Consider the following 24,774-nt stretch of genomic DNA (forward strand, 5'->3'; position numbering starts at 1 on the left):
AGGAGCCCACGCCTGAGCGGCACCTGAATCCACGGTGCTCCGAGCGCCCGGACGACAAGGAGCAACGATGGCCAATGACCCCCGCCCCGATTCAGTGGTCGAGCCAACACCACTCGAACACACGCCGACCGCGCCCTCGACGGCCGCGACGCTCATCGCCGAGCTCGCCGGCACATTCCTGCTCGTCTTTGGCATCGTCGGCACGGCGCTGTTCGCCGCGAACTTCGGCGTGAGCGACGAGGGCACATCGCTCGGCGTCGGCTTCCTCGGCGTCTCGCTCGCCGCGGGTCTCACCGTCATCGCCGGCGCATACGCGTTTGGCCCGATCTCGGGCGGCCACTTCAACCCCGCCGTCACCCTCGGGCTTGCCGCCGCCGGCCGCTTTCCGTGGCGCCAGGTCGGCGGGTACCTCGTCGCCCAGCTCATCGGCGGCCTGCTCGCCACGCTCGTGATCTTCCTCACGGGCCTCGGCGGCCCGGACGGCTGGCTCTCCGCGGCACAGGACGGCGGCTTCGCGTCGAACGGATTCGACGAGCTCTCGCCCGGCGGATTCGGCCTCGGCGCGGTGATCCTCATCGAGATCATCACGACGGCGATCTTCGTCACGGTGATTCTTGGCGTGACCCACTCGACCCGCGGTACGAAGCTCGCCGGTCTCGCGATCGGCCTGATGCTCGCCCTCATGCACCTCGTCGCGATCCCCGTCTCGAACGCGTCGCTCAACCCGGCACGTTCGATCGCGACCGCGGTGTTCGGCGGTGGCGACGCGCTCATCCAGGTCTGGGTGTTCATCGTCTTCCCGATCATCGGCGGCCTCATCGCAGGCTTCGCCTACCGCTTCCTGTTCGACGACACGAAGCCATTCGTGCGTTCGTAGCACCGGGAAGGTCGGGCCCCGCGCCGCGCGCGAGCGCGGGGCGGGGCCTTCGTCGTGCGCGCCCGGCTTCGCGTCGCGCGCCGCGGCTCGCGGTCAGCTCGATGAGCGCGGCGCGATCCGCCCCAGGAGCCCGGCGAACGGCCCGGCCAGGAGCAGCAGAAAGAGCGAGGTGTAGCCGATCGCGGGCGCCAGGAGGGCGACGGCGAGCGCGACGGCGAACAGCAGCACGAGCGCGACATCGGCGTTGAGACCGGCCCTGAGCGCCACAGAAGAGATCGCGTGCAGTTGCGGGTGCGCGCGCAGGTAGAGCCGCTGCGCGAGGAGTGCGATCGACGTCGCGACCATGCTCCCGATGTAGACGATGACGACGATCGGCTCGGTGGACATCTCGCCCGACATCGCGGTCGCGACGGGCAACCACACGATGGTGAGCAACCATCCGATCGTCAGCCACAGCAGCGGCACGGTGACGTGCGTGACCTCGGCGAACAGCCGGTGGTGACGGATCCAGAACATGGCGATGATGACGAAGCTCAGCGCGAAGCTGATGAGCTGATAGACGTGATCGCCGAGCCAGGGCCACGCCGTCTCCTCTGCGCCCGCCGCGTCGCTCACGCTCTCCATGAGCGGGAGGATGAGCAGCGTCATGGCGATCGCCACGACGGCGTCGATGAAGGCCTTGGCGCGTTCGGCCGTGAACCGTTGCATCGCCGTCCGCTCGGCGCGCGAGCTGGCGTCGCCGCCGCGTTCCGCGTCCGTCGTCTCATCGTCGGACACGGGCCACCTCCCAGCATCGAGGGCCCATCAGGACCACTGCGAGCGTACTCCCGAGCAGTGCCGTCCCGCCCGCGACCGCGTTGCGGGGGGTGTCGCACGGTGACGCTAGCGTTGTCGCCGGAGGTCGGAGTGCAGTGAACCATCGTCTTGTTGCCCCCGTCGAGCGCGTGGCCGCTGCACCGGGCACGGCGTGGCCCGTGCCAGCCGTCATCGTCGACGCGGCTGGCGGGCCGATCGGCTTCGTTCCGCCGGGCGCGCGCGATTGCGGCGCGTTCGATCGCGGCGCGCTCGACGGCCCCATCGACATCCGGCAACTGCGAACGGGAGCGGTCACGGCGGTCTGCGAATTTCAGCGCGTCGCCGTCGGCGGCGAAGGTGCCGGGTTCGATCGGCTGGGCCTCGAGGCCGAAGTAGCACTCGACGGACGCGACGACTGGCGAACGATCACCCGGCTTTTGCTCACCATCGCTGCGGAGATGCGCGCGGCGGATGCTTCGGGGCGCGGCGGCGAGCGACACGTCGGTGAACGCCTCGGTGACGACCCCGACGACGCCTCGTCGGCAGACCCCATCGATGACGGCCTCCAGCGTGCGTTGGCAGACGCATTCGAATCGTTCGTCCGGCAGGCGTTGCGGCGGGCGGATGCGGGGCGGGCGCGCGACGAGTCGCTCATGGCGGCCGTCTCGCCGCATGCACCCAGCGCCGACGCACCGCTGCCGATCGGCGGCGGCTTCTCCGTGCACGCCATGCGGGTGACCCGAGCGACGTGGTCCGAGCGTCCGGGCTGGGAGGACGCCGCGGCCGGCGGCCCCGCGTCCGCAGCCGAGCTCGACGCCGAACGCGCGACCGACACGGCATCCGTGCCCGACGACGTCGCCGACGCGCCGCTCGGCGAGTACCTCGGCTCGAACGCGACGCTCGCCGACGTGTGGTCGCGAGAGACGAAGGGCGACCGCATCGCCGCCATCGGCGGAGTCGTACGCGACGGCTCGGCGACGGTGCTGGTGCTGCACCCCGATCCCACTCGGGCGGCGCTCGCGTACTCGAGCACGCTCGTGAACGCGCTCGCCGCCGAGCTCCGGACACCGAAACCACGCATCATTGTGCTCGCCGAGGCCGCCACGCTGCGCGAGTTGCTGACGATGTGGCTCGCGGAACAGGCGCCGCCGCCGGGCACCGAGACTGCAATCGTCGTCGATGCGCGACAGAGCCGAGTCGTGCTCGAGCTCACGGGAGATGGCGCCGCCGAATTCGTGCAGCGAGTCGCCGAAGAAGACCGGACCGACCTCGCGGCACTCGGCTCGGTGCTGCCCTGGCGGATCGTTCTCCGGGCCACCGACGACGACGGCCTCATCGAGGCGGACAGCGCGGCGACGGCACTCCGTAGCGGGAATGACGAGTCGCAGGCGGGCGCAGTAGAGGCGCACGGTCCGGCGACCGAGGCGGCGCCCCCGTCCCCGGCGGCGCCCGCTACGAACCACGTGATGGGAGCATCCGACCTCTCGTGGCCCGGGCCGCCGGACGACGAAGGACACGTCTGGCCCGGGACTCGCGACGACGATGAACGTGGGGGCGCATCGTGAGCGGCGTGCGCGTGGTCGCGGAGCCGTTCTCGCCGCCACCCCTGCGTCGCGCCGACGACTTCCGCGGCGCCCTCGCGCTTGCGGGCGCGCGACAGCGGCGATCGCGCGTTGCCGGCGCCCCCGCGGTGGCCATGCTCGTGCTCGGGTGGGCCGCCGCGGTCGCGTACTGGATTCCTGAGCTGCCGTTCGCCATGATCGTTCCCGGTCTGTTCGAGCAGTTCCTCGCGGCCGTTCCGAGCCCAGTCTTCACCGGGGGAGCCGCGCTGTTCGACGGCGCCCCCGACGCCGGCGTGGGCAGTGTGGTGGCGTTCGCCTCCGCTGTTGCGCTCGGATTCGTCGCGCGGCAGGGCGGCCGGGCGCGCTACGCCGTCGCCCCGCTGGGGGTTGTCCTCGCCGCTGCGGCCGTTCCCATCGTCACCGTCAGCCTCCAGGCGCCACTCGACCGCGCCGTGTCGTTGTTCGTCGGCGCATCGTGCGTCGTGGTGGGAGCCCTCGTGGCGCTGAACGCGGCGCGGGGCCGCAATCGCCCGGGCGTGCACCCGTACTCGCGCCGAACCTTCGAGCTCCGAGCCTGGCGCCGCCGCTGGCTCATCGCGTACCTCGTCGTGGTGCCGCTGCCACTCGCCGTTGGCCGCGCGATTGCCTGCGGTGAGTTGCGCGACCGCGCTGCCGAGATCGCCCGGAGCGAATCGGTCGCGCTGTTCATGACTCTGCTGAGCCCGGCAACGCCGCTGGCCTACCTGCTCGGCGCGGCACTCGGCGTCGCGGCCTGGGCGGCACTCCGGTGCGTGCCGCCCCTGAGCGAGCTGACCGTGACGGGGACAGGCCTTGCGCGCCGGCTCGCACCATCGATGAAACGGCCGGCCGTCGTCGCCCCGGCGATCGTGGTCGTCGCGATGCTCGTAGCCGGGCTCGCGGCGGTAGCGCCCATGGCACGCGACACGGCCGACGAGACCGTCGCGACGACATACGCATCCGTGCCCGCCGATGGGCGCGACACCTGTGCGACCGTCGTGCTGGCGGGCTCATCGCCCCAGCTCGGGCTTCGCCCCGGTGCCGGTTGCGTCGGGCTCGCGTCGTATGCGGGGTACGTGCAGACCGGCGTCGCCCAGACGAACGACGACTACGGCAGCGCGAGCGGATCGACCACCCCGGAGGGCGAGGCCATCGGGTCCGGCATGGCGGGCGCGGTCTACGAACCGGTCTTCGTCGTGGCGGGCGCCGACGGCGGGTCGGTCGTCAACGTCATGACGGCCTTTTCGTTCGACGACGCCTCGATCGTGTGGCGGTTCGCCTGCCCCGGTGGCGAGCCGTTCACCTTCCGATTCGCAGGTTCGGCGGCCGGCGATCGGCCCGCCACCGGCCGCCTCACGCTCGAGGGCGAGCCTGAGGCGGTGTTCGTCGGCTGCGCCAACGGCGTCTACCGGCTCGATCCGCGTACGGGCGGCGGGTTCTAGGCCGCGGGCACGCGCCTACGCCCGCAGGATGAGGGCGTCGCCCTGCCCCCCGCCACCGCACAGGGCGACCGCCGCCGTGCCGCCGCCTCGACGGGCAAGCTCGTGCGCCGCGTGCACGACGAGCCGGTTGCCCGAGGCGCCGATCGGATGGCCGATCGCGATACCGCCACCGTGGAGGTTGACGACCTCGTCGCCGAGCCCGAGCTCCTTCTGCGACTGCGCGACGACGGCGCCGAACGCCTCGTTGATCTCGACGAAGTCGAGCTCGCCGACCGCGAGCCCCTGCTTCTCGAGCGCTCGGGCGATGGCCCGCGAAGGCTGGGCTTGCAGCGAGTTGTCGGGGCCCGCGGTCTGTCCCGACGCGCCGATCGCGGCGAGCACTGTCCAGCCTTCGGCGGCCGCTCGCGCTCGAGTCGTGACGACGACGGCCGAGGCGCCGTCCGAGATCTGTGACGACGAGCCGGCCGTGATCGAGCCGTCGGCCGCGAATGCCGGCCGGAGCTTCGCGAGCGATTCCACCGTCGTTTCGGGGCGGATGCCCTCGTCGCGCGTCACGAGGAGCGGTTCGCCCTTGCGTTGCGGCACCTCCACGGGCACGATCTCGGCGTCGAACACGCCGGCGTCCGTCGCGGTCGCGGCTCGCTGGTGCGAGCGAGCCGCAACCGAGTCCTGCTCCGCACGGGTCAGCCCGAAGCGGGCGTTGTGACGCTCGGTCGATGCCCCCATGCTCTCGCCGTCGTAGGCGTCCGTGAGCCCGTCGTGGGCCATGTGGTCGAGCACCTCAACCGAGCCATAGGTCCAGCCGCGGCGCGATCCCGTCAGGAGGTGCGGGGCCTGCGACATCGATTCCATGCCGCCCGCGACGACAACCGAGGCGTCGCCCACCGCGATCGTGCGGGCCGCGTCGATGACGGCGGTGAGGCCCGAGAGGCAGACCTTGTTGACCGAGTGGGCGGGGACGTCCCAGCCGATGCCCGCAGCGATCGCCGCCTGGCGCGCCGCGTTCTGGCCGGAGCCCGCCGGCAGCACCTGCCCCATGATGACGGCGTCGATCGCCGCGGCGGGCACCCCGCCGCGCTGCAGCGCGCCGGCGATCGCGGCCGCGCCGAGTTGCGGCGCCGTGAGCGACGAGAGCTGCCCGTTCAGGCGCCCCTGCGCCGTACGGGCGGCCGCGACAATGACGATGTCGGTGCGGTCGCCGGATGGTCCCACGGCGGCGGCCGCGGGGGTCGTGGCGTCGGCGGTCATGCGGAGACCTCCTCAAGGTCGACGGTCATCGGGGGCTCGGTCGCGGCGATCACGTCGTCGACGGTGACGCCCGGTGCGAGCTCGCGCAGGACGAGCCCATCTTCGGTGACGTCGATGACCGCGAGGTCCGTGATGATGCGGTCGACGACACCACGCCCGGTCAGGGGCAGCGAGCACTCATTCACGATCTTCGCCGAGCCGTCCTTCGCGACGTGTTCCATGAGGATGACGAGCCTGCCTGCGCCGTGCACCAGGTCCATGGCGCCACCTGGTCCCTTCACCATCTTTCCCGGAATCATCCAGTTCGCGAGGTCGCCGGTCGCCGACACCTGCATGGCACCGAGAATCGCCGCGTCGATCTTGCCGGCGCGGATCATGCCGAAGCTCATGCCCGAGTCGAAGAATGACGTCCCCGGCAGGGTCGTGACCGTCTCTTTGCCCGCGTTGATGAGGTCGGGATCCACGGCGTCCTCGGCCGGGTACGGGCCGACGCCGAGGATGCCGTTCTCCGACTGCAGCACGAGGATCACGCCATCCGGCACGTGGTTCGGCACGAGGGTGGGAAGCCCGATGCCGAGGTTGACGTACTGGCCGTCCTCGAGCTCGGCGGCGGCGCGAGCCGCCATCTCGGTGCGGGTGCGAGGCATGTCAGTCGCCCTTCTGTCGAACCGTGCGCTTCTCGATGCGCTTTTCGATGCCAGGTCCCACGTCGACCACGCGATGCACGTAGACACCGGGCAGGTGAATCGCGTCGGGATCGAGCTCACCGGGTTCGACGAGCTCCTCGACCTGTGCGATGCACACGCGGCCGGCCATGGCGGCCAGCGGATTGAAGTTGCGGGCGGCCTTGTTGAAGATGAGGTTGCCGTGGCGATCACCGCGCAACGCGTGCACCAGGGCGAACTCAGTCACGATCGCCTCTTCGAGCACGAAGTCGCGAGGCTCGCCCTCGACCTCGAAGGCGCGCACATCCTTGGCGGGAGACGCCACGGCGATGCCCCCGTTCCCGTCGTAGCGGCGGGGAAGGCCGCCCTCCGCGACCTGCGTGCCGACGCCCGCCTGGGTGTAGAAGGCGGCGATGCCGGAACCGCCGGCACGGAGCTTCTCGGCGAGGGTGCCCTGGGGCGTGAGCTCGAGCTCGAGCTCACCGGAGAGGAACTGTCGCTCGAACTCCTTGTTCTCTCCGACGTACGAAGAGGTCATCTTGCGGATGCGCCGCGCGCTCAGGAGCACGCCGAGTCCCCAGTCGTCGACGCCGCAGTTGTTCGACACGATCGAGAGGTCGGTCGCGCCGTGTTCCAGCAGCGCCTGGATGAGGGCGATGGGATTGCCCGAAAGCCCGAACCCGCCGACCGCGATACTCGAGCCGTCGTCGATGTCGGCCACCGCCTCGGCGGCCGAGGCGACCTGTTTATCGATCACGTTCACTCCTTCGTGCGGTGCGCACGCCTCGTCGGCGGATGTGCCCACGGCCCCGCTGCGCGTCATGCATTGCTCAGAATGCTGCGGGCGGGCGCGAGGGACAAGGTCGCGCTTGCCATGTGGCACGCGGCCCACCTATTGTCCACTATGTGGAATCGAGCCGAAGACCGGCCGTGCGGGGAGCGCAGGCGGTCGCGCGCGCCGCCGCGCTGCTGCGGCTCGTCTCCGCGGCGGGGGCAGACGGCGTTTCGCTCGCGGAACTCGCGCGCCGAGTCGAACTCACGCGCCCGACGGCGCACCGGCTGCTCACGGCGCTCGAACGCGAGGGGTTGGTCGAGCAGGATGGATCGTCCGGAGCGTGGCTCGCGGGCCTCGACCTGTACCTCATGGGCCGGTCGGCGGCGGCCCGGTACGACGTGACGGGCCTCGCGCGCGACATCGTGCATTCGCTCGCGACGCGAACCGAGGAGAGCGCCTTCCTCTCGGCGCGCCGTGGTGACGAGACCGTGTGCGTGCTGCGCGAGGACGGCAGTTTCCCGATCCGCTCGTTCGTCCTCTACGAGGGCGTGCGGTTTCCGCTCGGCGTTGCGTCGGCCGGAATGGCCATCCTGGCCTTCCTCGCCGACCACGATGTGGATGCGTTCCTTCGCCGAAATCCGGATCTCGAGCGGGCGTGGGGGCCGGAGCACCGCCCCGACGAGGTACGTTCGCGCGTGGCGGAGACCCGCGCGCGGGGCTTCTCGGTGAACCCGGGCAACATCGTCGAGGGGAGCTTCGGCATCGGCGCCGCGGTCTTCAACCGTGCGGGCGAGCCGCAGTGGGCGCTGTCGCTCACCGGAGTGCAGTTCCGCTTCGGGCCCGACCGCATGCCGGAACTCGGCCGAACCCTGCTCGCGCACGCCCACGCCCTCACGCAGCGCATCGCAACGAGCTCGGCGGGTCGCTGACGAGACGGCTCGGAGATGCGTCCCGGCGTGCCTGGGCGCCGACGCTCCCACGCCGCGCCTACGTGACGCGCACGCGAAGCTCGTGGCGACCGGTCGCGCCGTCGGGCGCGGGAGAGGCCGTTTCGGCCGTCTGTACCTCGCCGCCCGCGGAGACGGCACGGCACCGGATGATGTGGTCGCCCGGTTGCGCGTCCCACGAGAAGCTCCACTGCACCCACGTGTCCGCCGAGATCGCCGTCGCGAGGGTCGCGGGCATCCAGTCACCATCGTCGAGCTGGACCTCGACGGCCTCGATGCCCGTGTGCTGGTGCCAGGCCATGCCCGCGATGACGGTGTCGCCGGCTGCCACCTCCTGGCCGCCCCTCGGCACGTCGATGCGCGACTGCAGCTTGATGGGCCCGCGCTCCGACCAGCCTCGGGTCGACCAGTAGGCCGCCTCGGCATCGAAGCGGGTGACCTTGAGTTCGGTGACCCACTTGGTCGCCGACACGTACCCGTAGAGGCCGGGAACGACCATCCGCGCGGGGAACCCGTGCTGCAGCGGCAGCGGCTCGCCGTTCATGCCGACGGCCAGGAGCGCGTCGCGGTCGTCGGTCAGCGCCTCGAGCGGCGTCGACGCCGTGAAGCCGTCGATCGAGCGCGAGAGCACCATGTCGGCGCCGGCCGTCGGCGCGGCGCGCGCGAGCAACTCGCGAATCGGGTAGCCGAGCCAACGTGCGTTACCGATCAGCCCGCCGCCGACTTCGTTCGAGACGCACGCGAGCGTCGCGTCGGTCTCGATCAGCGGGAAGGCCAGCAACTCGTCCCAGGTGAGCGAGAGTTCGTTCTCGACGAGGCCGTGGACGCGCAGGCGCCAGTCAGCGGGGTCGACCTGGGGCACGACCAGCGCCGTGTCGATGCGGTAGAAGTCGTCGTTGGGTGTGATGACCGGGGCGAGTCCCGGCACGCCCAGTTCGGCGCTGGCGGGGATCGGCGGCGCGGCCGTCGCGGGCGCAGGCAGCCGGAGTGCCGTGCGGATCGTGGAAACGGCGGCAGAGCCGGCACTGGACAGCTGCGCCCCGGCAGCCGCGAGGATTCCGATGAGCGTCGTGCCGCCCGCCCAGGTCAGGAAGCTGCGGCGGTCGACGCCGGCAGGGGCGGGGCTCCCGGAGGCGGCGACCCCTTCGGCGCTGGGTGCCGGCAACGCGCTGACCCCCAGCGGAACGAGCAGGTTCATCGCAATCGCGCTGACCCCGCCCGCGACGACAGACGGCAGCCACGCGATGCTGTCGGCATCTGCACGCGTGATGGCGGCGACGAGGCCGATCGCGCCCAGCGCTGCCGCGATGACAACGCCGACGGGCGCGCGAAGGGCCTGGAGACGCCCGGCAAGAGCGGCGACGACGAGCAGCACGATCGCGATGAGCGCGAGCAGTGCCGCCTTGTCGTTCGTGCCGAACAGGGCGATGGCCGTGTCCTTCGCCCAGGGCGGCGCGAGGTCGATGAGGGCGCCGCCGATGACCGCGAACGGACTCGACGACGGCGCCGCGATCACGGCGACGAGCTCGCCGAGGCCGGCCCCGAGCACGACCGCTGACACCCCGGCGAGAGCGGGGCGCCAGAGGCTGGCGAATCCGCCGCGTCGCCGCGGCGCCGCCACGCCGGGCGACCCGTCCGACGGCGGCTTTCCCGTTTCCGTCTCGGTCGAAGGCGTCTCCGCATCCGTGCCGTCGTCACGATCCTGCCGTATCGCCGTCATGTCGCGCCTCGCGTCACTGCCGTCCGTCGTCCGAACGTCGTCGTTCGTCGCCGGATCAGCCCTCGCTGTCCGTATCCCCATTCTCCATGTCTTCGCCGTCCATGCCGTCTCCGTCGTTCATGTCCTCATCCCCCATGCCGTCGGCGCCGGACTCCTGTTCGTCCATGCCCGTGTCCATCTCGTCCATCGGCGTCGACGACATCGGGGTCGTCATCTCCTCATCGGTCGCGGGCTCTCCACCGCAGGCGGCGAGGCCGAGGGCGAGGGCTGCGGCAGCGGCCGCTGTGAGGGCGATCTTGCGAGCCTGCATGTCATCTCCAGTTCGACTGGCCGCCCGTTCGGCGGCGACTGCGTTGAGTCAAACAGCAGGACGACCCCGCCGAGACGGATCTTTCGTGACCGTAATGAATGGCGGATGCTTCTGCCGCGGCGGGTACGGTCGACCCATGTCGAGCACTGGGGTCGCGCCGGGAGGAGCGCGGGTGATGGTGGTCGAAGACGATACGACGGTCCGGTCGGTCGTCGGCGACTATCTTCGTGCGGCCGGCCTCGAGGTCTCCTTGCACGCCGACGGTACGAGCGCGAGGAGCGCGCTCGAGCGGGCGCTGCCAGACGTGCTCGTCGTCGATCGCATGCTGCCGGGGGTCAGCGGTGACGAGCTGTGCCGCGAGGTACGGGCGCGTTCCGACATTCCGATCCTCATGCTCACGGCTCTCGGAGCCGTGAAGGACCGTATCGCGGGCCTCGAGCACGGTGCCGACGACTATCTCGCGAAGCCTTTCGCGATGCGCGAGCTACAGCTGCGCGTGCAGGCGCTCCTGCGCCGCCGAGCGGTCGTCGTCGCGGCCGGCGCGTTCACGGCCGGCGACTTCGTCGTCGACCCGGTGCGGCGCGTTGCGACGGTCGCGGGCTCGGGACGCGAGCTCGCGCTCACGTCGCGTGAGTACGACCTGTTCCTCTTTTTCGCGCGGAATCCGGGCCGCGTGCTGACGCGCGACGAGATCCTGCGCGAGGTGTGGAACTGGCGCGTCGGCGACGGGGCGACGATCACGGTGCACGTGCGGCGCCTGCGCGAGAAGATCGAGCCCGATCCGCGCTTTCCCGTCTACCTGCGCACCGAATGGGGCGAGGGCTACCGGTTCACGCCGCGCCCGGACGCATGATGCTCGAACCGGTCGAGATCGCGATCATCGTCCTCACGACCGTCGTCTGCACGGCCGCCGTCATGGGCGTCGCACTGCTCGCGCTTCGACTGAACCGGCGAGGTTCGATCGCCTCGCAGCTCACGGTCGTCGTCGCGGCGGCGATCGTCGCGATCGCGGCGTCGACGGTCGCGGTCGTCCTCGAGATGTTCTTCTCCGAGCACGACCTCACGGTCTTCGTCTGGGTCATCGGCGTCTCAGCAGTCGTGAGCCTCGCCGCCTCGTGGCTCGTGATCCGGGTGCTCGCCCGCAGGTCGGCCGAAACGCTCAAGCGCACCGCGGAGCGGATCGGCGATGGCGCGGTCGTCGACGATCCCCGGCCGGGCTGGCGCGAGTTCGATGAGGTCTCGGCGCAGCTCGCCGACGCCTCTGAGCGGCTCGCCGCGGCGCGCGATGAGATCACGCGCCTCGACGAGTCGCGCCGCCAGTTCTTCGCGTGGATCTCACATGACCTGCGCACGCCGCTGGCCGGAATCCGCGCGACGACCGAGGCGCTCGAGGACGGCATGACCGACGACCCGGCCGCGTCGCTGCGGCGCATCCGCTCGAAAGTCGACACCATGAACCGCATGGTCGACGATCTCTTCCAACTGTCGAAGCTCGAGAGCGGCACGTTGGAGCTGCACCGCGAGCCCGTCGTGCTGCTCGACCTGATCTCCGACGCGGTCGTCGATGTCGCCGACTTCGCACGAATGCGGGGCATCAGCATCCGGCGCACAGGGCTTGAGGGGCACCTGCTGTGGGCAGACCCGCGCGAGCTCACGCGCGCCATCGGCAATCTGCTCGTGAACGGCGTGCGGCACGCGCCGAACAACAGCGAGATCGTCGTGTCGGCGGCGACGCTCGACGACGACCGGCTCGTTCTCAGCATCTTCGACCACGGCTCAGGCGTCGCGAGCGAAGACCTCGGCCGGATGTTCGACGTCGGCTGGCGGGGATCCGCCGCGCGCTCTGCGGAAGGCGAGCGGGCGGTCGAGGTGCCGGGCGCCCAGGATGGTCAAGGCACTGGTGACGGTCGGGGAGGCGGGCACGGCTTTGTCGCTACTGCCGGAGCGGGGCTCGGCCTCGCGATCGTGCGGGGCATCATCGAGGCACACGACGGTGAGGTCGTCGCCGAGAATCTCGTCGGTGGATTCCGCCTCAGCGTGGTGCTGCCGACGGGGCAGGCGTGCGCATCATCCTGACAGGCCGGGCCACCACATCGCCGCCCGCGCCACGCGTCTACCCGGCCGCGCGTTCCGGGCCGGCGGCGTGGGCCTGCCGGTACGCGCGTGGCGTGAGCCCGTACGCGGTCTTGAACACGCGACTGAAGTGCGCGCCGTCGACGAAGCCCCACCGCTGCGCGATCTGCAGGATGCTCAGCGACGCCTGCGCCGGGTCGCGCAGCGAGACTCGGCAGCGCTCGAGCCTGCGCTGGCGGATGTACTCCGAGACCGTCGTGTCGTCCTTCGCGAACAGGTACTGCAGGTAGCGCGTCGACAGGAAGTGGGCGCGCGCGATGCTCTCGGTCGACAGGCCCGTGTCGCCGAGGTTCGCCTCGATGTAGAGCCGGTACTTCTCCATGTCGGCGCGGTACGTCTCGTCGTGCTCGGTCTCGTGCTCGGCGAGCTCGCTCGAGAGCAGCGCCGTGACGAGCCCGAGGGCGCTGTGCATGATGCGCACGCCGCTCACACCGCATAGCAGATCGAGGTTCTCGGCGATGTGCCGCATGAACGGGCTGATGACCGTGCCGATGCCCTCGTCGCCGGGGAGCCGCATCGCGGTCGCCCGCCGCACGACGTCGTGCGACAGGTCGATGAGCTGCCGCGGGAAGATGAGCACGAGCGAGTGCACGTCGCCCGAATAGCGCAGCGTGTACGGCCGGCTCGTGTCGTACACGGCGACGTCGCCGGGCGTGAGGTGCGCGACGCGGCCGTCCTGCTCCACATCGCCCTCGCCCTCGAGCTGCAATGACAGCTTGAGATGCCGGGGCTCGTCATCGCGGATGTCGCTCGCCAACCGGGCGACCTCGTGCGCCGACGCGCGGATGTCGCTCACGAGCATCTCTTCGACCGAGATCGTCTGCATGGTGCCCCGGAATACGGTGACGGGGGTCGAGACGTGCAGCTTCACGAACCGGTTGGCGGCGATGCGCACCCAGTCCTCGAACGAGGTCGCGACCTCGTGCTGCACGACACCGGCGCCGGGATGCGCGGGGCCGATCGTCGACGAGGTGACGGCGTGCGCGTGGTCGCGCAGCGAAATCGGCGCTCGCCGTTCGTGGGCGGGCTCGGCGATCGACACGGGCGCCTCCAGTGCGTCGTTGAAGCTGGGGGTCTGTCCGGCAGCCTAACACCGGGCCACTCCGGTCATTGAGCCTGTCCGGTCCTTGAGCCTGTCGAAAGGGCGGTCCGTTGGCCCGCTCAGGGGTCCTAGGCGGAGTTCGCGCACCGCCGCTCCTTCGTGCGCCGCCGGTCAACCCGGTGCACGCCGCCGCGGCCACACTTGACGCATCGGCGAGCCCGGGTCCGGGCGTCGTCACGCCGCCGAGGGCATCCCGCCCAGGAACCACGAAACAAAGGAATCGACCCCGCATGATTCACGACGACCTCTACGCGACGGGCCTCGAGCAGCGCCGGCGGATGTTCGGCCCGGCCGGCGCCGAGGGTCAGGTCGAGCACACGACCGACCTCAACGACAAGGTGCAGGACTTCGTCACCCGCGTCTGCTTCGGCGACATCTGGCAGCGCGACGGGCTATCCGTCGCCGACCGGAGCAAGATCACCATCGCGATGCTCATCGCCCAGGGCAAATCCCACGAGATCCGCGTGCACATGCGCGGCGCGCTCGCCAACGGCATCTCCCCGCTCGAACTGCGCGAGATCGTCGTGCACTCCATCCTCTACATCGGCATCCCCGGCGCCGTCGAGGGGCTCCGCGCCCTCGACGAGGTGCTGGCCGAGAACGGCATCTCGCAAGACCTCGACGGAGAGTCGGGCCGCACCGCGACAGACACCGGCGCGTAGGCGGGCCGCGGCAGGCGCATCCACCACCCCACACCATCTGAAGGACAGGACACACCGTGACCACTCAGTCAACCGACCGCCAGATCGTCGGCTTCATCGGCCTCGGCACGATGGGCGACCCCATGTCGACCAAGATCGCCGCGGGCGGCTACGACCTCCGGCTCTACGACCTCGACGTCGAGCGCGCCAAGGCCCTCGCCGAGCGCATCGGCGCGACGGCCGCCGAGTCGGTCGCAGACCTGGCCGATTGCAGTGTCGTCGTACTCATGCTGCCGACGAGCGCGATCGTGCGCTCGGCGCTGCTCGACGACGACGGCGGGCTGCGCGCCCCGTGGGCTCCCGGCACCGTCATCGTCGACATGAGTTCGTCCGACCCCACCGAGACGGTGGAGACGGGCGCGATGCTTGCGAAGCACGACGTCGTGCTCGTCGACGCGCCGGTGTCGGGGGCGCGCGAGCGCGCGGAGCTCGGCACCCTCACGATCATGCTCGGCGGCAACGACGAGGCCGCGATCGAGCGCGCGACGCCCGTCATCGACACGATGAGCCAGCAGATCTTCCGCACGGGCGGTCTCGGCACCGGTCACGCCATGAAGGCGCTCAACAACTTCGTCGCCGGAGCCGCGTTCGTCGCGTCGAGCGAGGCCCTGGTGGCGGGCGAGCGCTTCGGGCTCGACCCCAAGATCATGGTCGACGTCTTCAACGTGTCGACTGGCCAGACGTTCTCGAGCTCGCACGTGCTCGGCGAGCACGTCGTCGAGGGCAAGTACTCGTCGGGCTTCGCCCTGCCGCTGCTGACGAAGGATGTTCGCATCGCCCACACGCTCGAGGCGTCGGTCGGCCACGCATCGCCGGTGTGCGACGCCGTGACCTCGGCGCTCGGCGACGCCCTCGACGCGCTCGGCAATGTCGACCACACTCGCGCGCACGCGTTCTGGAACGAACGCTGAGCCCGACAACCGCCCCTCCGACACGACCACCGCGGCCGCCGTCTCCCGACGGCCGCCCCGGCGTGAGAATCTCGGCGATCACGGCGGCGGCGACTGCGCCGGTCGTCCGTCGCGCGCACTCGACGCCTGGCGGGACACGGTCCGAGGCTGGGCTGTGGTCTACGCTGGGTCGCCATGAGTTCCGATACGCCGAACCAGGACTCGACGGCCGACACCGCGCATCCTGCGCCGCCGGGCGAAGGCGCCCAGGCGACGACCGCGACCGACGATGACGTCGTCACGTACACGAACCCGCTGAACGGCGAGTCGTTCGACAGAGACCCGTCGATCTCCGGAGTTTCCTCGAGCCTCCTGCTCGGGCAGGAGGACTCGGACGAAGAGATCACCCGGAAGCTGCGGCGCCAGGGCGTTCGGATCGGGAGGGGCATGATCGCCCCTCGCGTGTTCTGGCCGGCGCTGATCGTGATCGTGGCCGTCGCTGCGATGGCACTGGCGTTCCCCCAGTTCACCAACGACGTGTTCACGGGAGCGCAGAACTGGATCGTCGCCGATTTCGGCTGGTACTACATGCTCGCGATCGGCTTCTTCGTGGTGTTCGTGGTCGGGATCGCCTTCACGAAGCTGGGTGCGGTCAGGCTCGGCCGAGATGATGAGAAGCCCGAGTTCGGCGTGCTGAGCTGGTTCGCCATGCTCTTCTCCGCAGGCATGGGCATCGGCCTCATCTTCTACGGGGTCGGTGAGCCCCTCACCTACGCCACGACCATGCCGAAGCCCGGCTGGGAGGGGAGCGACACCGAGCTGGCGGGCCTCGCAATGGCCCAGACCTTTGTGCATTGGGGCCTTCACCCCTGGGCGGTCTACGCGGTCATCGGGCTGGCCCTGGCGTTCGCGATTCACCGGCGCGGCCGACCCGTCTCGATCCGCTGGGCCCTCGAGCCGCTCTTCGGCGAGCGCGTCAAGGGCTGGGTCGGTGACGTGATCGACGTCGTGGCCATCTTCGGCACCGTGTTCGGCGTCGCGACCTCGCTCGGTCTCGGCGTGCAGCAGATCGCGTCCGGGATGGAGGCGATCGGCGTCGTCGGCGAGTCCGACGTGTGGCTGCTCGTCATCCTCATTCTCGTCATCACCGCCCTCGCGATGGTCTCGGTCATCTCGGGGCTCGGCGCCGGCATCAAGTGGTTGTCGAACATCAACCTGTCGCTCGCGGGACTGCTGCTCATCTCGATGCTCATCCTCGGCCCGACCCTGTTCCTCCTGCGCAACTTCGTCGAGTCGCTCGGCGTGTATCTCGCGAACGTGCTGCAGATGACGGTCGACGTCGGCGCCTACCAGGGCGCGCCCGCGCAGGAGTGGCTCTCGTCCTGGACCATCTTCTACTGGGGCTGGTGGATCGCCTGGGCGCCGTTCGTCGGCGTCTTCATCGCCCGCATCAGCCGCGGTCGCACGGTGCGCCAGTTCATCGCGGGCGTGCTGCTCGTTCCCACGATCGTCGGGTTCATCTGGTTCTCCGTCATGGGCGGCTCGGGCCTGTTCCGGCAGTTCTTCGGTGAGGGCGACCTCGTCCAGGACGGCGAGGTATCGCCCGAGGGCGTGCTGTTCCAGGTCATCGGCGACCTTCCGCTCGGGGACGTCTTGTCGGTCCTGACGATCATCGTGGTGGCGATCTTCTTCATCACGTCCTCCGACTCCGGCTCGCTGGTCGTCGACATGCTCGCCTCGGGCGGCCACCCCAACCCGCCGGTGTGGTCGCGCGTGCTGTGGGCAGTGCTCGAGGGCGCGCTCGCCATCACCCTGCTGCTCGCGGGCGGGCTCGGGGCTCTGCAGGCCGGGTCGCTCATCACGGCGCTGCCGTTCAGCATCATCCTGATCCTCATGTGCATCGCGACCGTGCGCGCGCTGCGGTACGAGCACCGGCAGCTCGAATACCGTCAGACGATGGAACGGCTCGAACGCGTCACGCAGCACGTCACGGGCGAGCTCAGCAGCAGTCTGGAAGATGTGCCGGAGCTGCGCTCGTACGTCGACGACCGCATCGATTACCGCCTCTCGCGCACCCGCGGGATCGGGCGGCAGGGCAGGAGCGAGAGGCCGCGCACCGGGCGCTGACACCGCCAGGCGCGAGGTGACCGGACGCTCGCGTCCGATCACCTCGCGCGCTCCCGTCTCCGGCGCGCCGACGCCGGACGGCCCGACCGTGCGTGCCGCGGGCGTCGACGTGTGAGGATGGTGCAATGACCGACGACAACGCGAGCGCGACTCGCGGCGCTCGGGTCTTGGGCGGGCGCCCGACGTCGGAGCAGTCGGCCACTGACGGCATGTACATCGCCGTGGCCGCGACCCGTCTCTCGCTGAAGAACCGCATCCTCGTCGAGGTGCTGCACGGCGGCCAGGAATACGAGGCCGAACGATTCATCGGCGACGCGCGTGACGCTCTGCTGCGTCTCGCCGACGAGGCGCACGGCGACGCCGAGCGACTTCGAGACATCATGCGCGAGATTCGCGGGCTCGGGCTCCGCCGGCGCCGGCGCCAGGGCTATCGGCGCGACGACGTCACGAATCTGCGGCGGCGACTCGAGCAGGCGGAGCTCGTCGAGCAGACGCTGCGGGCGCGTGCCGACGACGACGATGCGCTGCGCGAGCTGGTCTCGGCGGCGCACGAGGCGGCGTGGGATGAGATCGCCCGGAACATCCACCACAACCTCGCGAGCGAGTACGAGCGCGTCGTGGTCGACGAGGCCGATCGCGAGGATCGTGAGCGGCGCATCGACGAGGTCGCGACGATCGACCTCGCGCGGTTGGCGGAAGAGACGGCCGGGCGACGCGCTGAGTCGGGCGACGCGGCCGAGGAACACGGCGCGCGGAATGCGCGAGCGAGCCGGGGGAGTCGCGGCTCCGGTGCGATCCGTCCGTCCCGGGGCAACCGCCTACGCGCGTGGTGGGCGCGGCGTCGAGGTCGCTAGCGGCGCCTCGTCGACGCGGAACACGCGCAATTGCAGGGCCAGGGTCGAGTAGTACCCCACGAGCGTCGTGAGCTCGAAGATCGCGGCCTCGCCGAGCGACGCGAGAGCAGCCTCGTAGGCATCGTCATCGAGGTCGCCGTCGAGCAGCGCGAGCGTCGCGTCGCCGACGGCGCGCTCGGTGCCGTCGAACGGGGCGAGGTCCTCGCGGCGGACGGCGTCGAGCGTCGCCTCATCGAAGCCGAGGCCCGTGGCGATGGCCTCGTGCGCGTGCCGTTCGAACGCGCTGTTCCAGCGGGCGGCCACGAGCAGGATGGCGAGCTCGCGGGCACGGTCGCCGAGCGCGGTGCGGTAGCGGATCGCCGCGCCCACCCCCTGCAGCGCGTCGCCCACGGCGGGAGCGAGGAGGAAGCCGTTGAACGGGCCGTTGAGACTGCCATCGTCGGCGGTGAGGGCGAAGCGCTGCGGGCCCGCAGCGCGCGGCCCGCCGGCGATTGCGTCATAGAGCTCGCGCTGCTCGTGGGTCAACTGCTCGGGTGTCAGGCGTTGGATGCGCATGGTCTCGCCCTCTCGTCGCTCGCTTCGGTGCGGGGCCGGCCGGCCGCCCTCAACCGTACCCATCGAGGGACGTTCATCACGACGTCTCGCCGCACGTCCGACACGCCACGCTGCCGTCGCCGGCGTCTCGGTGCGACCTAGTCGCGCTCGTGGCTCGCTTCAGCGGCGACGTGGTCGATGACCCGCACGATCTGCTCGGCCTGCTGCGCCCCGGAGAACGCGTACTTCGCGTCGAACACGTAGAAGGGCACGCCCTGCACGCCGAGGCGACGGGCCTCGTCGAGATCGATGTCGACACGCGTCTCGAGCGCGCCGGTCTCGAGTGCGTCGCGGATCTCGCCGGCCTGGAGCCCGAGCCCGAGCCCGGTCCCGATGTCGACGAGGGTGTCGAGGTCGTCGACGCGGCGACCGTGCACGAAGTACGCGTCGTGCAGCGCGCGTACGGCCTCGCGCTGCCGGCCGCGCTCGGCGGCTAAAGCGATGAGTTCGTGCCCCTTTCGGGTCGACGCCGGCTTCACCGCATCGAAGTCGAACGCGATGCCGTCGCCTGCCGCGGACTGCCTGACGTGCTCGTGCATCTGCGTGACCTGCTCGAGCGAGAGTCCCTTCCTGCGGGCGAGGTCCTCCGCGTGCGTGAGGTCGGTCGGTGCGGCGTCCGGATCGAGGAGGTACGCGTGATAGCGGACGTCGAACGCCGGCGCATCCTCACGCGACGAGACCTCGGCGATGGCGGCGTCGAGACGCACGGTGCCGATCGCGCACCACGGGCAGGCGATGTCGGACCAGACGTCGACGCGAACGGGGGCTTTGCTCTCAGCGCTCATGCCATTGCCAACCATGTCGCGCCGGCGGCTATTCCGAGCGCCGGCGTCATCGGCGGCTAGGCTCCGGCGTTCGACGCCGCGTCGGCGAGGAGCCCGCGCCAGTACGTCTTCCACTCGTCGGTTTCGTCACCGGATTCGAATCCGGCGTGCGTCACGGCCGCATACGGCTTGCCAGTCCCGCGCAAGCCGATGGTGGCCTGCACCTTGGTTCCGTCCACGAGCGTCGCCCGCCAATAGCGCCACTTCTCGCTCGCGGATGTCGTCGGGGCCTCGTCGGTCGAGACGCCGCGGAACGGCGCGGCGCCGCCGGCCACGGCAGCCCACGTCTCGAGGGTGTGGTCGAGGTCGCGGCCGAAGGTCTTGGAAACCGACACCTCGTGGCGGCCGTCTGACCGTTGCCCGGGTCGGCGGCGCCCGATCGCCTGCTCGTAGGCAACGGCGACACCCTGCGCCCACCAGTCCGGGCTGTCGACGCCGAGCTCGCGCCATCGCACGCCCGCGACCTTCGCGAGTTCGGCGTGCGAGAGCCGCTCACCCCCCTTCGACTCGAGCAGCTCGGCCCACGCCGACCAGCTCATGCCGCTCGCTCGTTCGATCGCCTCGGTGTTCGTCGCCTTCGCCATGCCCTCAGGCTCGCACGTACCGGGTGCCGGGAAAAGGGGAACGTGCGATCGGCCGCGACGCGGCGAGCGCTCGGGGAGTTTCGCTCGGTACGGTGGGCGGTGTGGCGGCGAGTTCGCGCTCGCCAGGGCGCTGGTCGCCGTTTCGCGGATCATCGCGGGTCACGGAAAGGAGCAGGCCGTGAACCGGTACGTGCACTACCGCGAGGGCCAGGTGGCTTGGGTCGACCTCACGACCACCGACCTGTCGCGCTCGGCTGCGTTCTATGCTGAGCTGTTCGGGTGGGACATCGACGACCTCGGGCCCGAGGCCGGCGGCTATCGCATGGCGACCGTCGCGACCCAGCCGGTCGCCGGCCTCCTGCAGGCGAGCTCCGCGCATCCGCTCGAGGCCTGGAGCGTGTACCTCTCGGTCGACGACATCGACGACGCGTACGAGCGCGCCGAACGTGCCGGCGCGCATCCGCTCGTGCCGCCCTACGCGCTCGACGGTCAGGGACGCTATGCGCTCGTTGCCGACCCCGGCGGCGCCGTGCTGGGGCTGTGGCAGGGCGCTGCGCACCACGGCACCCAGATCCACTCGTTCGCCGGCAGTCCCGGGTGGTTCGAGATCCACACGAAGGGCTACGACGCGGCGTGCCGCTTCTATCGCGAGGCGTTCGGGCTCACGATCGAGCCGCTCGCCGAAGACGATGGCTTCCGCTATTCGACCGCGAGGCTCGCTGACGGGTCGGCCCCCGCCTTCGGCATCTTCGACGTGTCGACGAGTCGACCCGCCTCGATGGCGAGCACCTGGACCGTGTACTTCCTGACCGCCGACGCCGACCGCGACGTCGAGCGCGCGGTGTCGCTCGGCGCGCGCCTGACGTTCGGCCCGGAAGACTCCGTGTACGGGCGCATGGCCACGTTCATCGACCCGCAAGGCGCGGCGTTCAACCTCATCGAACCGCCCCTGCCCGAGCCGGCGCCGGGCGCCGCGGCGCCGGTGGCGATCGACGCCTCGGAGCGCACCGGCGACGACCCGACGGCATCGACCGATGCGGACCCCGCGGATGATGCCGGTTCTGAAGGCGGACAGGCCGACCGCGAGTCCTGAGCGCTCCGACGGGCGGATCCGCCCGGAGGGAACCCGACCGCGCGGGCTCAGCCGGCGGCGCCGTGCCGGCCCTCGAGGCCGGCGATCTCGGCCTCGAGGTTCCGCCGGGCACGTGCCTCCCACTGGTGCCGCGCGATGCTGGTCGTGTAGATGCGCGGTCGGTCACGGTACGACCGCAGGATGCTCACCCGCCCGGCGCGGAAGTCGGCCTCTGGCACGTGGGCGTACTCGGCGCGCACCGCGACGGCATAGTCCCGGTAGCGCTTGTGCCCGGCCGCGAAGATCGAAAGGTCGGCATCGAGCAGCGTCGCCGCGTTCGCGTCGGCCTCGCTCGGCGCGGCCGCGCCGGGTAGCGTCGCGAGCACAAGTCGCTCGACCTCGTCGACGGTGCCCGGCTCGAGCCCTGCGTCGGCGAGCGCCGTCCGCGCGAGCGCGGCTGAGGTGCGCTCGTCGTCGCCCGGCCGTCCGTCGTAGACGGCGTCGTGGAACCACGCCGCCAGCCGTACCTCGGGCGAGACGGTCGCGCCGGCGTCGGCGAGCTGGTCGAGCGCCAGCAGTACGTCGTGCAAGTGCACGTCGTCGTGGTAGTGGCGGTGCGGCTCGGCCCAGCGGGCGAGCAGCAGCTCGCCGAGCGATGCCCAGGCGCGCGGAAGATCGAGCTCATCGCTGCCCGCGGGCGGGTCGACGGCATCCGCCTCATCGGCGGCGCCGGCCGCCGCGGCGGCACCCGTGACCCCGACGCGCGGCGCAATCGACGCCCAGTCGGCACGAAGCCACGAGGTGCGTCGCGTCGCGTACGCGCGGGGACGGTCAACGGGCGCGACGCGCAGTCCGGAGGCCGCGAGCCGCGAGACGAGTTCGCGGCTCGCCACGGGAATCGCTCCCGCCGCGATTGCCGCCTCGTGGAGGTCGGCCACGACGTCGTAGTGGTCGAGGTCGAACGCGCGCCGCGAGACGCCGAGCCGGTGGGCGAACGTGTGGAGCTCCTCGTAGCTGGTGTCCGAGACGAGGTGGCTCCATCGAGTGCCGTGAGCCGGCCACGCCGGCGGATCGATGAGGATCGACATGCGTGGCGGCCGACGCCCTACTGTTCGGGCGCTTCGGGCGCTTCCTTGGCGGCGCGTTGCTCGGCGAGCTTCGCATGCACCTCGTCCATGTCGACGGCCTTCAGCGCGTCGACGAGCTGGTCGAGGGCCTCGGCCGGCAGCACACCCGCCTGCTGGAACAGCAGCACGCCATCGCGGAACGCCCAGATCGTCGGAATCGACTGAATGCCGAGCGCACCCGAGAACGCGTTGTACTCCTCGGTGTCGAACTTCGTGAACGCCACCTCAGCGTGCGACTCCGACGCCGCCTCGTAGATCGGGCCGAACATGCGGCACGGCCCGCACCACGATGCCCAGAAATCGATGAGCGTGATGCCGTCGTTCGCGACCGTGCTCTCGAAGGTCTCGGGGGTGAGTTCGACCGTGGCCATGGGTACCTCGTTTCGTCGTCTGCGTCGTGTCGTGCGGTCTTTCCCCCAACCGGGCGGGGGTGACCCGCATTCCCGCGGAAGCCAGGGTTTCATGCCATCGGCGGCCCCAGATGAGGGCCCTCTCATGTTCATCTCACCGGCGCATCACCGGGGCGGCGTTCACTCGAACGCGTGAACCCCGCAGATTCCACTCGCGATGCCCTCGCGTTGCTCACGGGCCCGGACGCTCCCGGACTCGTGCAGCTCGCCATCACTGGGCGGGCCGATGCGCGGCTCCCCGACTTCACCGCCGACATCGTCGCCGTGCACCACCGTCCCGGCGCCGACACGAGTGTGCGGTACGACGTGCGATACCGCGCGATCGCCCACGACCGGGACACCTCCGTCGTGGTGACAGACTCGTTTCTGCTCTCGACCGGCCGGGCAGCACGCGGCGGCGAGGGCGTCGTCGAGCTGCGGCGGGGCGATGACGTGCTGTACGCCTGGCGCTTTCCCGGCGACCCCGCGCTGCCGGCGCTCGCCGCGGCCCTCGACCCGAGCACCGTCGGGCGCTGGCTCGGGGCGCCCGTCGTCACTGCTCGGGAGGCGGACGCCGACGGCCCAGACGCGGCGCGCGACCCGGCCGCGTTTGCGGCGGCTGTCGTCACGCACCGGCCGCTGCGCCGCGCGACCGTGCGCGTGTGCGCCCGCGGTGAGGAGCATTTCGTGAAGACGGTACGCCGACGCGAGGCCGATGCGCTCGTTCGGCGGCACCGCGTGGCCGCCGAGGCCGGCATCGGCCCCCAGATCGTCGCCGAGCCGATGCCCGGCACCGTCGTCCTGCGACGCGCAGGGGGAGAGAACCTGGCGAGCACGCTCGCCGCCGCGCGTGACGGTGATCCCTTCCCGGCACCTGAGGGGTTCATCGCGCTGCTCGAACGCCTGCCCCGGACGGCGCTGTCGCTGCCGCGACGCGCCCCGTGGTCGGAACGGCTCGACTTCCACGCGCGGGCGGCATCCGACGCGCATCCCGATCTCGCCGGGCGCCTCGACCGGATCCGCGACCGTGTGGAGACGCTGCTCGCCTCGGCCCCGACCGGGCCGGTCGTTCCGGTGCACGGCGATCCCTCGGTGACGAACGTGTTCGTGGAGGCGGGCGCACCCGCCGGCTTCATCGATCTCGACAGCCTCGGCCCGGGGTACCGGGTGGACGACCTCGCGACCGTGCTCGCGCACCTCGCCGTGCTGCGGCCGCTCGCGCCGGAGACGTACCCGCAGGCGGACGCGACCGTCGAGGCGTGGCACCGAGCTTTCGAGGCGCAGCGCGAAATCGACCCCGTCGCCCTCCGCGCCCGCGTCGCCGCCGTGCTCGTGTCGCTCGTCGCTGGTTCGCCGCAGGGCCAGGCCGAGGCGCGCGTCGGACTCGCCGAGGCGTGGTGCCGGCTCGCCGCCGCCGCCGACGACGACGTGCCCCGTCCATCGTCGAGCCCGCGCACCGTGAGGCGACACGAGGCGATCACGCTGCTCGCGCACCGACCGCTCCAGCATCCCCATCCGGCGCCGGCAGAATCCGCAAACGGGCCGCGACCGGCCCCCCAGACCGTGAGGAGACCAGCATGATCTCGCGCTCGACGGCCTGGATCGCAACCGGCGCGCTTGGTGCCGCGTCGATCGTCGGCATCGCCGCCGCGAGCCTCGCCTCGCCACCGGACCAGCAATCGCAGCAGGGGCCGCCCGTCGTGATCGAAACCACGTCCGCGCCGGCCGGCGATGCGGGCACCGATCCCGTGCCGACGGCCCCCGACAGCACGTCAGCGACCACGGTTCCCGCCCCGACCTCGTCACCGTCCGCTGACGACGCGCCATCGGGCCCGGGGCCGATCAGCGGCGGGGCCGACCAGCCCGTCCAGCAGGTGCCGCCGCCACCGCCCGCGCCCTACGACCCCGGCGGAGGCGCCGACTCGGCAGCCTCGGCGTCATCGGCCGACTCCGCGCCGTCGGCGCCATCGGCGCCATCCGCCGACTCGGGCGACTGAGGCCCGCGCGTCGTCGCTGCC

At 71.1% G+C, this 24,774-nt stretch carries 25 protein-coding genes; 13 read left to right on the forward strand and 12 right to left on the reverse strand.

Going from position 1 to position 24,774, the window contains the following annotated elements:
- The first annotated feature begins 67 nt into the window (after positions 1 to 67).
- On the forward strand, positions 68 to 877 hold the full coding sequence (locus F8O04_RS04405) for an aquaporin (protein WP_158028097.1): 810 nt from the start codon (positions 68 to 70) through the stop codon (positions 875 to 877).
- A gap of 93 nt (positions 878 to 970) precedes the next feature.
- On the opposite strand, the gene F8O04_RS04410 is transcribed toward F8O04_RS04405, so the two are convergent.
- Positions 971 to 1,654, reverse strand: coding sequence for a TMEM175 family protein (locus tag F8O04_RS04410; protein ID WP_225734863.1), 684 nt, complete (start codon positions 1,652 to 1,654; stop codon positions 971 to 973).
- A 134-nt stretch (positions 1,655 to 1,788) separates the two neighbouring features.
- On the opposite strand from F8O04_RS04410, the gene F8O04_RS04415 reads away from it, so the two are divergent.
- Both F8O04_RS04415 and F8O04_RS04420 read left to right on the forward strand, forming a co-directional pair.
- Entirely contained in the window at positions 1,789 to 3,237 is a 1,449-nt protein-coding gene (locus tag F8O04_RS04415) for a hypothetical protein (protein ID WP_158028098.1), read from the forward strand.
- A complete protein-coding gene (locus tag F8O04_RS04420; protein ID WP_158028099.1) occupies positions 3,234 to 4,694 on the forward strand; it encodes a hypothetical protein in 1,461 nt (486 codons plus the stop codon). The genes F8O04_RS04415 and F8O04_RS04420 overlap by 4 nt, the downstream gene beginning before the upstream one ends.
- A gap of 15 nt (positions 4,695 to 4,709) precedes the next feature.
- On the opposite strand, the gene F8O04_RS04425 is transcribed toward F8O04_RS04420, so the two are convergent.
- Genes F8O04_RS04425 through F8O04_RS04435 form a run of 3 tightly spaced genes read right to left on the reverse strand, consistent with a single transcriptional unit; the run spans position 4,710 to position 7,364 of the window.
- Positions 4,710 to 5,942, reverse strand: a complete 1,233-nt coding sequence (locus F8O04_RS04425; protein ID WP_158028100.1) for an acetyl-CoA C-acetyltransferase — start codon at positions 5,940 to 5,942, stop codon at positions 4,710 to 4,712.
- Entirely contained in the window at positions 5,939 to 6,589 is a 651-nt protein-coding gene (locus F8O04_RS04430) for a 3-oxoacid CoA-transferase subunit B (RefSeq protein WP_158028101.1), read from the reverse strand. Before F8O04_RS04430 ends, F8O04_RS04425 begins: the two co-directional genes overlap by 4 nt.
- A gap of 1 nt (position 6,590) precedes the next feature.
- Positions 6,591 to 7,364, reverse strand: coding sequence for a CoA transferase subunit A (locus F8O04_RS04435; RefSeq protein ID WP_158028102.1), 774 nt, complete (start codon positions 7,362 to 7,364; stop codon positions 6,591 to 6,593).
- A 149-nt stretch (positions 7,365 to 7,513) separates the two neighbouring features.
- On the opposite strand from F8O04_RS04435, the gene F8O04_RS04440 reads away from it, so the two are divergent.
- Entirely contained in the window at positions 7,514 to 8,311 is a 798-nt protein-coding gene (locus F8O04_RS04440) for an IclR family transcriptional regulator (RefSeq protein ID WP_158028103.1), read from the forward strand.
- A 58-nt stretch (positions 8,312 to 8,369) separates the two neighbouring features.
- Here the strand turns inward: F8O04_RS04440 and F8O04_RS04445 are convergent, their stop codons facing one another.
- Together F8O04_RS04445 and F8O04_RS04450 are read right to left on the reverse strand one after the other, a co-directional pair.
- Positions 8,370 to 10,049 (reverse strand): molybdopterin-dependent oxidoreductase, encoded by a 1,680-nt coding sequence (locus F8O04_RS04445; RefSeq protein ID WP_158028104.1) that lies wholly within the window; start codon positions 10,047 to 10,049, stop codon positions 8,370 to 8,372.
- 55 nt (positions 10,050 to 10,104) lie between these two features.
- The gene (locus F8O04_RS04450) at positions 10,105 to 10,359 is read right to left on the reverse strand and encodes a hypothetical protein (protein WP_158028105.1); all 255 of its coding nucleotides are present in this window, start codon (positions 10,357 to 10,359) and stop codon (positions 10,105 to 10,107) included.
- Between the two features lie 136 nt (positions 10,360 to 10,495).
- Here F8O04_RS04450 and F8O04_RS04455 point away from each other — a divergent pair, with 136 nt between their 5' ends.
- Together F8O04_RS04455 and F8O04_RS04460 are read left to right on the forward strand one after the other, a co-directional pair.
- A complete protein-coding gene (locus F8O04_RS04455; protein ID WP_225734864.1) occupies positions 10,496 to 11,212 on the forward strand; it encodes a response regulator transcription factor in 717 nt (238 codons plus the stop codon).
- The gene (locus F8O04_RS04460) at positions 11,209 to 12,435 is read left to right on the forward strand and encodes a sensor histidine kinase (RefSeq protein WP_225734865.1); all 1,227 of its coding nucleotides are present in this window, start codon (positions 11,209 to 11,211) and stop codon (positions 12,433 to 12,435) included. The genes F8O04_RS04455 and F8O04_RS04460 overlap by 4 nt, the downstream gene beginning before the upstream one ends.
- Before the next feature lie 37 nt (positions 12,436 to 12,472).
- On the opposite strand, the gene F8O04_RS04465 is transcribed toward F8O04_RS04460, so the two are convergent.
- Positions 12,473 to 13,534: an AraC-like ligand-binding domain-containing protein gene (locus F8O04_RS04465; RefSeq protein WP_158028106.1), complete on the reverse strand. Its 1,062-nt coding sequence runs from the start codon at positions 13,532 to 13,534 to the stop codon at positions 12,473 to 12,475.
- Between the two features lie 290 nt (positions 13,535 to 13,824).
- On the opposite strand from F8O04_RS04465, the gene F8O04_RS04470 reads away from it, so the two are divergent.
- From F8O04_RS04470 to F8O04_RS04485, 4 genes are all read left to right on the forward strand, one after another.
- Positions 13,825 to 14,256: a carboxymuconolactone decarboxylase family protein gene (locus tag F8O04_RS04470; RefSeq protein WP_158028107.1), complete on the forward strand. Its 432-nt coding sequence runs from the start codon at positions 13,825 to 13,827 to the stop codon at positions 14,254 to 14,256.
- Between the two features lie 56 nt (positions 14,257 to 14,312).
- Positions 14,313 to 15,206 carry an NAD(P)-dependent oxidoreductase gene (locus F8O04_RS04475; protein ID WP_225734866.1) on the forward strand — a complete coding sequence of 298 codons (894 nt, stop codon included), beginning with the start codon at positions 14,313 to 14,315 and terminating at the stop codon, positions 15,204 to 15,206.
- Positions 15,207 to 15,380: 174 nt separating this feature from the next.
- On the forward strand, positions 15,381 to 17,312 hold the full coding sequence (locus F8O04_RS04480; RefSeq protein WP_225734867.1) for a BCCT family transporter: 1,932 nt from the start codon (positions 15,381 to 15,383) through the stop codon (positions 17,310 to 17,312).
- A gap of 125 nt (positions 17,313 to 17,437) precedes the next feature.
- Positions 17,438 to 18,166 carry an asparagine synthase gene (locus tag F8O04_RS04485; RefSeq protein ID WP_158028108.1) on the forward strand — a complete coding sequence of 243 codons (729 nt, stop codon included), beginning with the start codon at positions 17,438 to 17,440 and terminating at the stop codon, positions 18,164 to 18,166.
- On the opposite strand, the gene F8O04_RS04490 is transcribed toward F8O04_RS04485, so the two are convergent.
- The 3 genes from F8O04_RS04490 to F8O04_RS04500 all read right to left on the reverse strand — a co-directional run bounded on the left by F8O04_RS04490 (position 18,131) and on the right by F8O04_RS04500 (position 20,168).
- Positions 18,131 to 18,721, reverse strand: a complete 591-nt coding sequence (locus F8O04_RS04490; protein WP_158028109.1) for a carboxymuconolactone decarboxylase family protein — start codon at positions 18,719 to 18,721, stop codon at positions 18,131 to 18,133. The genes F8O04_RS04485 and F8O04_RS04490 overlap by 36 nt on opposite strands.
- Before the next feature lie 137 nt (positions 18,722 to 18,858).
- Entirely contained in the window at positions 18,859 to 19,545 is a 687-nt protein-coding gene (locus F8O04_RS04495) for a DsbA family oxidoreductase (protein WP_188726277.1), read from the reverse strand.
- Between the two features lie 56 nt (positions 19,546 to 19,601).
- On the reverse strand, positions 19,602 to 20,168 hold the full coding sequence (locus tag F8O04_RS04500) for a hypothetical protein (protein ID WP_158028111.1): 567 nt from the start codon (positions 20,166 to 20,168) through the stop codon (positions 19,602 to 19,604).
- 178 nt (positions 20,169 to 20,346) lie between these two features.
- Between F8O04_RS04500 and F8O04_RS04505 the strand changes: the two genes are divergently transcribed.
- The gene (locus tag F8O04_RS04505; protein WP_188726276.1) at positions 20,347 to 21,261 is read left to right on the forward strand and encodes a VOC family protein; all 915 of its coding nucleotides are present in this window, start codon (positions 20,347 to 20,349) and stop codon (positions 21,259 to 21,261) included.
- A gap of 47 nt (positions 21,262 to 21,308) precedes the next feature.
- Here the strand turns inward: F8O04_RS04505 and F8O04_RS04510 are convergent, their stop codons facing one another.
- On the reverse strand, positions 21,309 to 22,328 hold the full coding sequence (locus tag F8O04_RS04510; protein WP_158028113.1) for a DUF4031 domain-containing protein: 1,020 nt from the start codon (positions 22,326 to 22,328) through the stop codon (positions 21,309 to 21,311).
- 17 nt (positions 22,329 to 22,345) lie between these two features.
- Entirely contained in the window at positions 22,346 to 22,738 is a 393-nt protein-coding gene (locus F8O04_RS04515; protein WP_158028114.1) for a thioredoxin family protein, read from the reverse strand.
- A 171-nt stretch (positions 22,739 to 22,909) separates the two neighbouring features.
- On the opposite strand from F8O04_RS04515, the gene F8O04_RS04520 reads away from it, so the two are divergent.
- On the forward strand, positions 22,910 to 24,337 hold the full coding sequence (locus tag F8O04_RS04520) for an aminoglycoside phosphotransferase/kinase family protein (RefSeq protein WP_158028115.1): 1,428 nt from the start codon (positions 22,910 to 22,912) through the stop codon (positions 24,335 to 24,337).
- Positions 24,334 to 24,753, forward strand: coding sequence for a hypothetical protein (locus tag F8O04_RS04525; protein ID WP_158028116.1), 420 nt, complete (start codon positions 24,334 to 24,336; stop codon positions 24,751 to 24,753). Before F8O04_RS04520 ends, F8O04_RS04525 begins: the two co-directional genes overlap by 4 nt.
- Positions 24,754 to 24,774 lie beyond the last annotated feature (21 nt).

It is taken from the genome of Pseudoclavibacter endophyticus, assembly GCF_008831085.1.
In the GTDB taxonomy this organism is placed as follows: Bacteria; Actinomycetota; Actinomycetes; order Actinomycetales; family Microbacteriaceae; genus Pseudoclavibacter; species Pseudoclavibacter endophyticus.

What these genes read in the sequence shown, in the direction of transcription:
- F8O04_RS04485 (WP_158028108.1), top strand. Translation starts at nt 17,438, where the DNA reads ATGACCGACGACAACGCGAGCGCGACTCGCGGCGCTCGGGTCTTGGGC.
- F8O04_RS04525 (WP_158028116.1), top strand. Translation starts at nt 24,334, where the DNA reads ATGATCTCGCGCTCGACGGCCTGGATCGCAACCGGCGCGCTTGGTGCC.
- F8O04_RS04430 (WP_158028101.1), bottom strand. Translation starts at nt 6,589, where the DNA reads ATGCCTCGCACCCGCACCGAGATGGCGGCTCGCGCCGCCGCCGAGCTC.
- F8O04_RS04510 (WP_158028113.1), bottom strand. Translation starts at nt 22,328, where the DNA reads ATGTCGATCCTCATCGATCCGCCGGCGTGGCCGGCTCACGGCACTCGA.
- F8O04_RS04445 (WP_158028104.1), bottom strand. Translation starts at nt 10,049, where the DNA reads ATGACGGCGATACGGCAGGATCGTGACGACGGCACGGATGCGGAGACG.
- F8O04_RS04470 (WP_158028107.1), top strand. Translation starts at nt 13,825, where the DNA reads ATGATTCACGACGACCTCTACGCGACGGGCCTCGAGCAGCGCCGGCGG.
- F8O04_RS04460 (WP_225734865.1), top strand. Translation starts at nt 11,209, where the DNA reads ATGATGCTCGAACCGGTCGAGATCGCGATCATCGTCCTCACGACCGTC.
- F8O04_RS04500 (WP_158028111.1), bottom strand. Translation starts at nt 20,168, where the DNA reads ATGGCGAAGGCGACGAACACCGAGGCGATCGAACGAGCGAGCGGCATG.
- F8O04_RS04450 (WP_158028105.1), bottom strand. Translation starts at nt 10,359, where the DNA reads ATGCAGGCTCGCAAGATCGCCCTCACAGCGGCCGCTGCCGCAGCCCTC.
- F8O04_RS04490 (WP_158028109.1), bottom strand. Translation starts at nt 18,721, where the DNA reads ATGCGCATCCAACGCCTGACACCCGAGCAGTTGACCCACGAGCAGCGC.
- F8O04_RS04455 (WP_225734864.1), top strand. Translation starts at nt 10,496, where the DNA reads ATGTCGAGCACTGGGGTCGCGCCGGGAGGAGCGCGGGTGATGGTGGTC.
- F8O04_RS04495 (WP_188726277.1), bottom strand. Translation starts at nt 19,545, where the DNA reads ATGAGCGCTGAGAGCAAAGCCCCCGTTCGCGTCGACGTCTGGTCCGAC.
- F8O04_RS04405 (WP_158028097.1), top strand. Translation starts at nt 68, where the DNA reads ATGGCCAATGACCCCCGCCCCGATTCAGTGGTCGAGCCAACACCACTC.
- F8O04_RS04480 (WP_225734867.1), top strand. Translation starts at nt 15,381, where the DNA reads ATGAGTTCCGATACGCCGAACCAGGACTCGACGGCCGACACCGCGCAT.
- F8O04_RS04425 (WP_158028100.1), bottom strand. Translation starts at nt 5,942, where the DNA reads ATGACCGCCGACGCCACGACCCCCGCGGCCGCCGCCGTGGGACCATCC.
- F8O04_RS04515 (WP_158028114.1), bottom strand. Translation starts at nt 22,738, where the DNA reads ATGGCCACGGTCGAACTCACCCCCGAGACCTTCGAGAGCACGGTCGCG.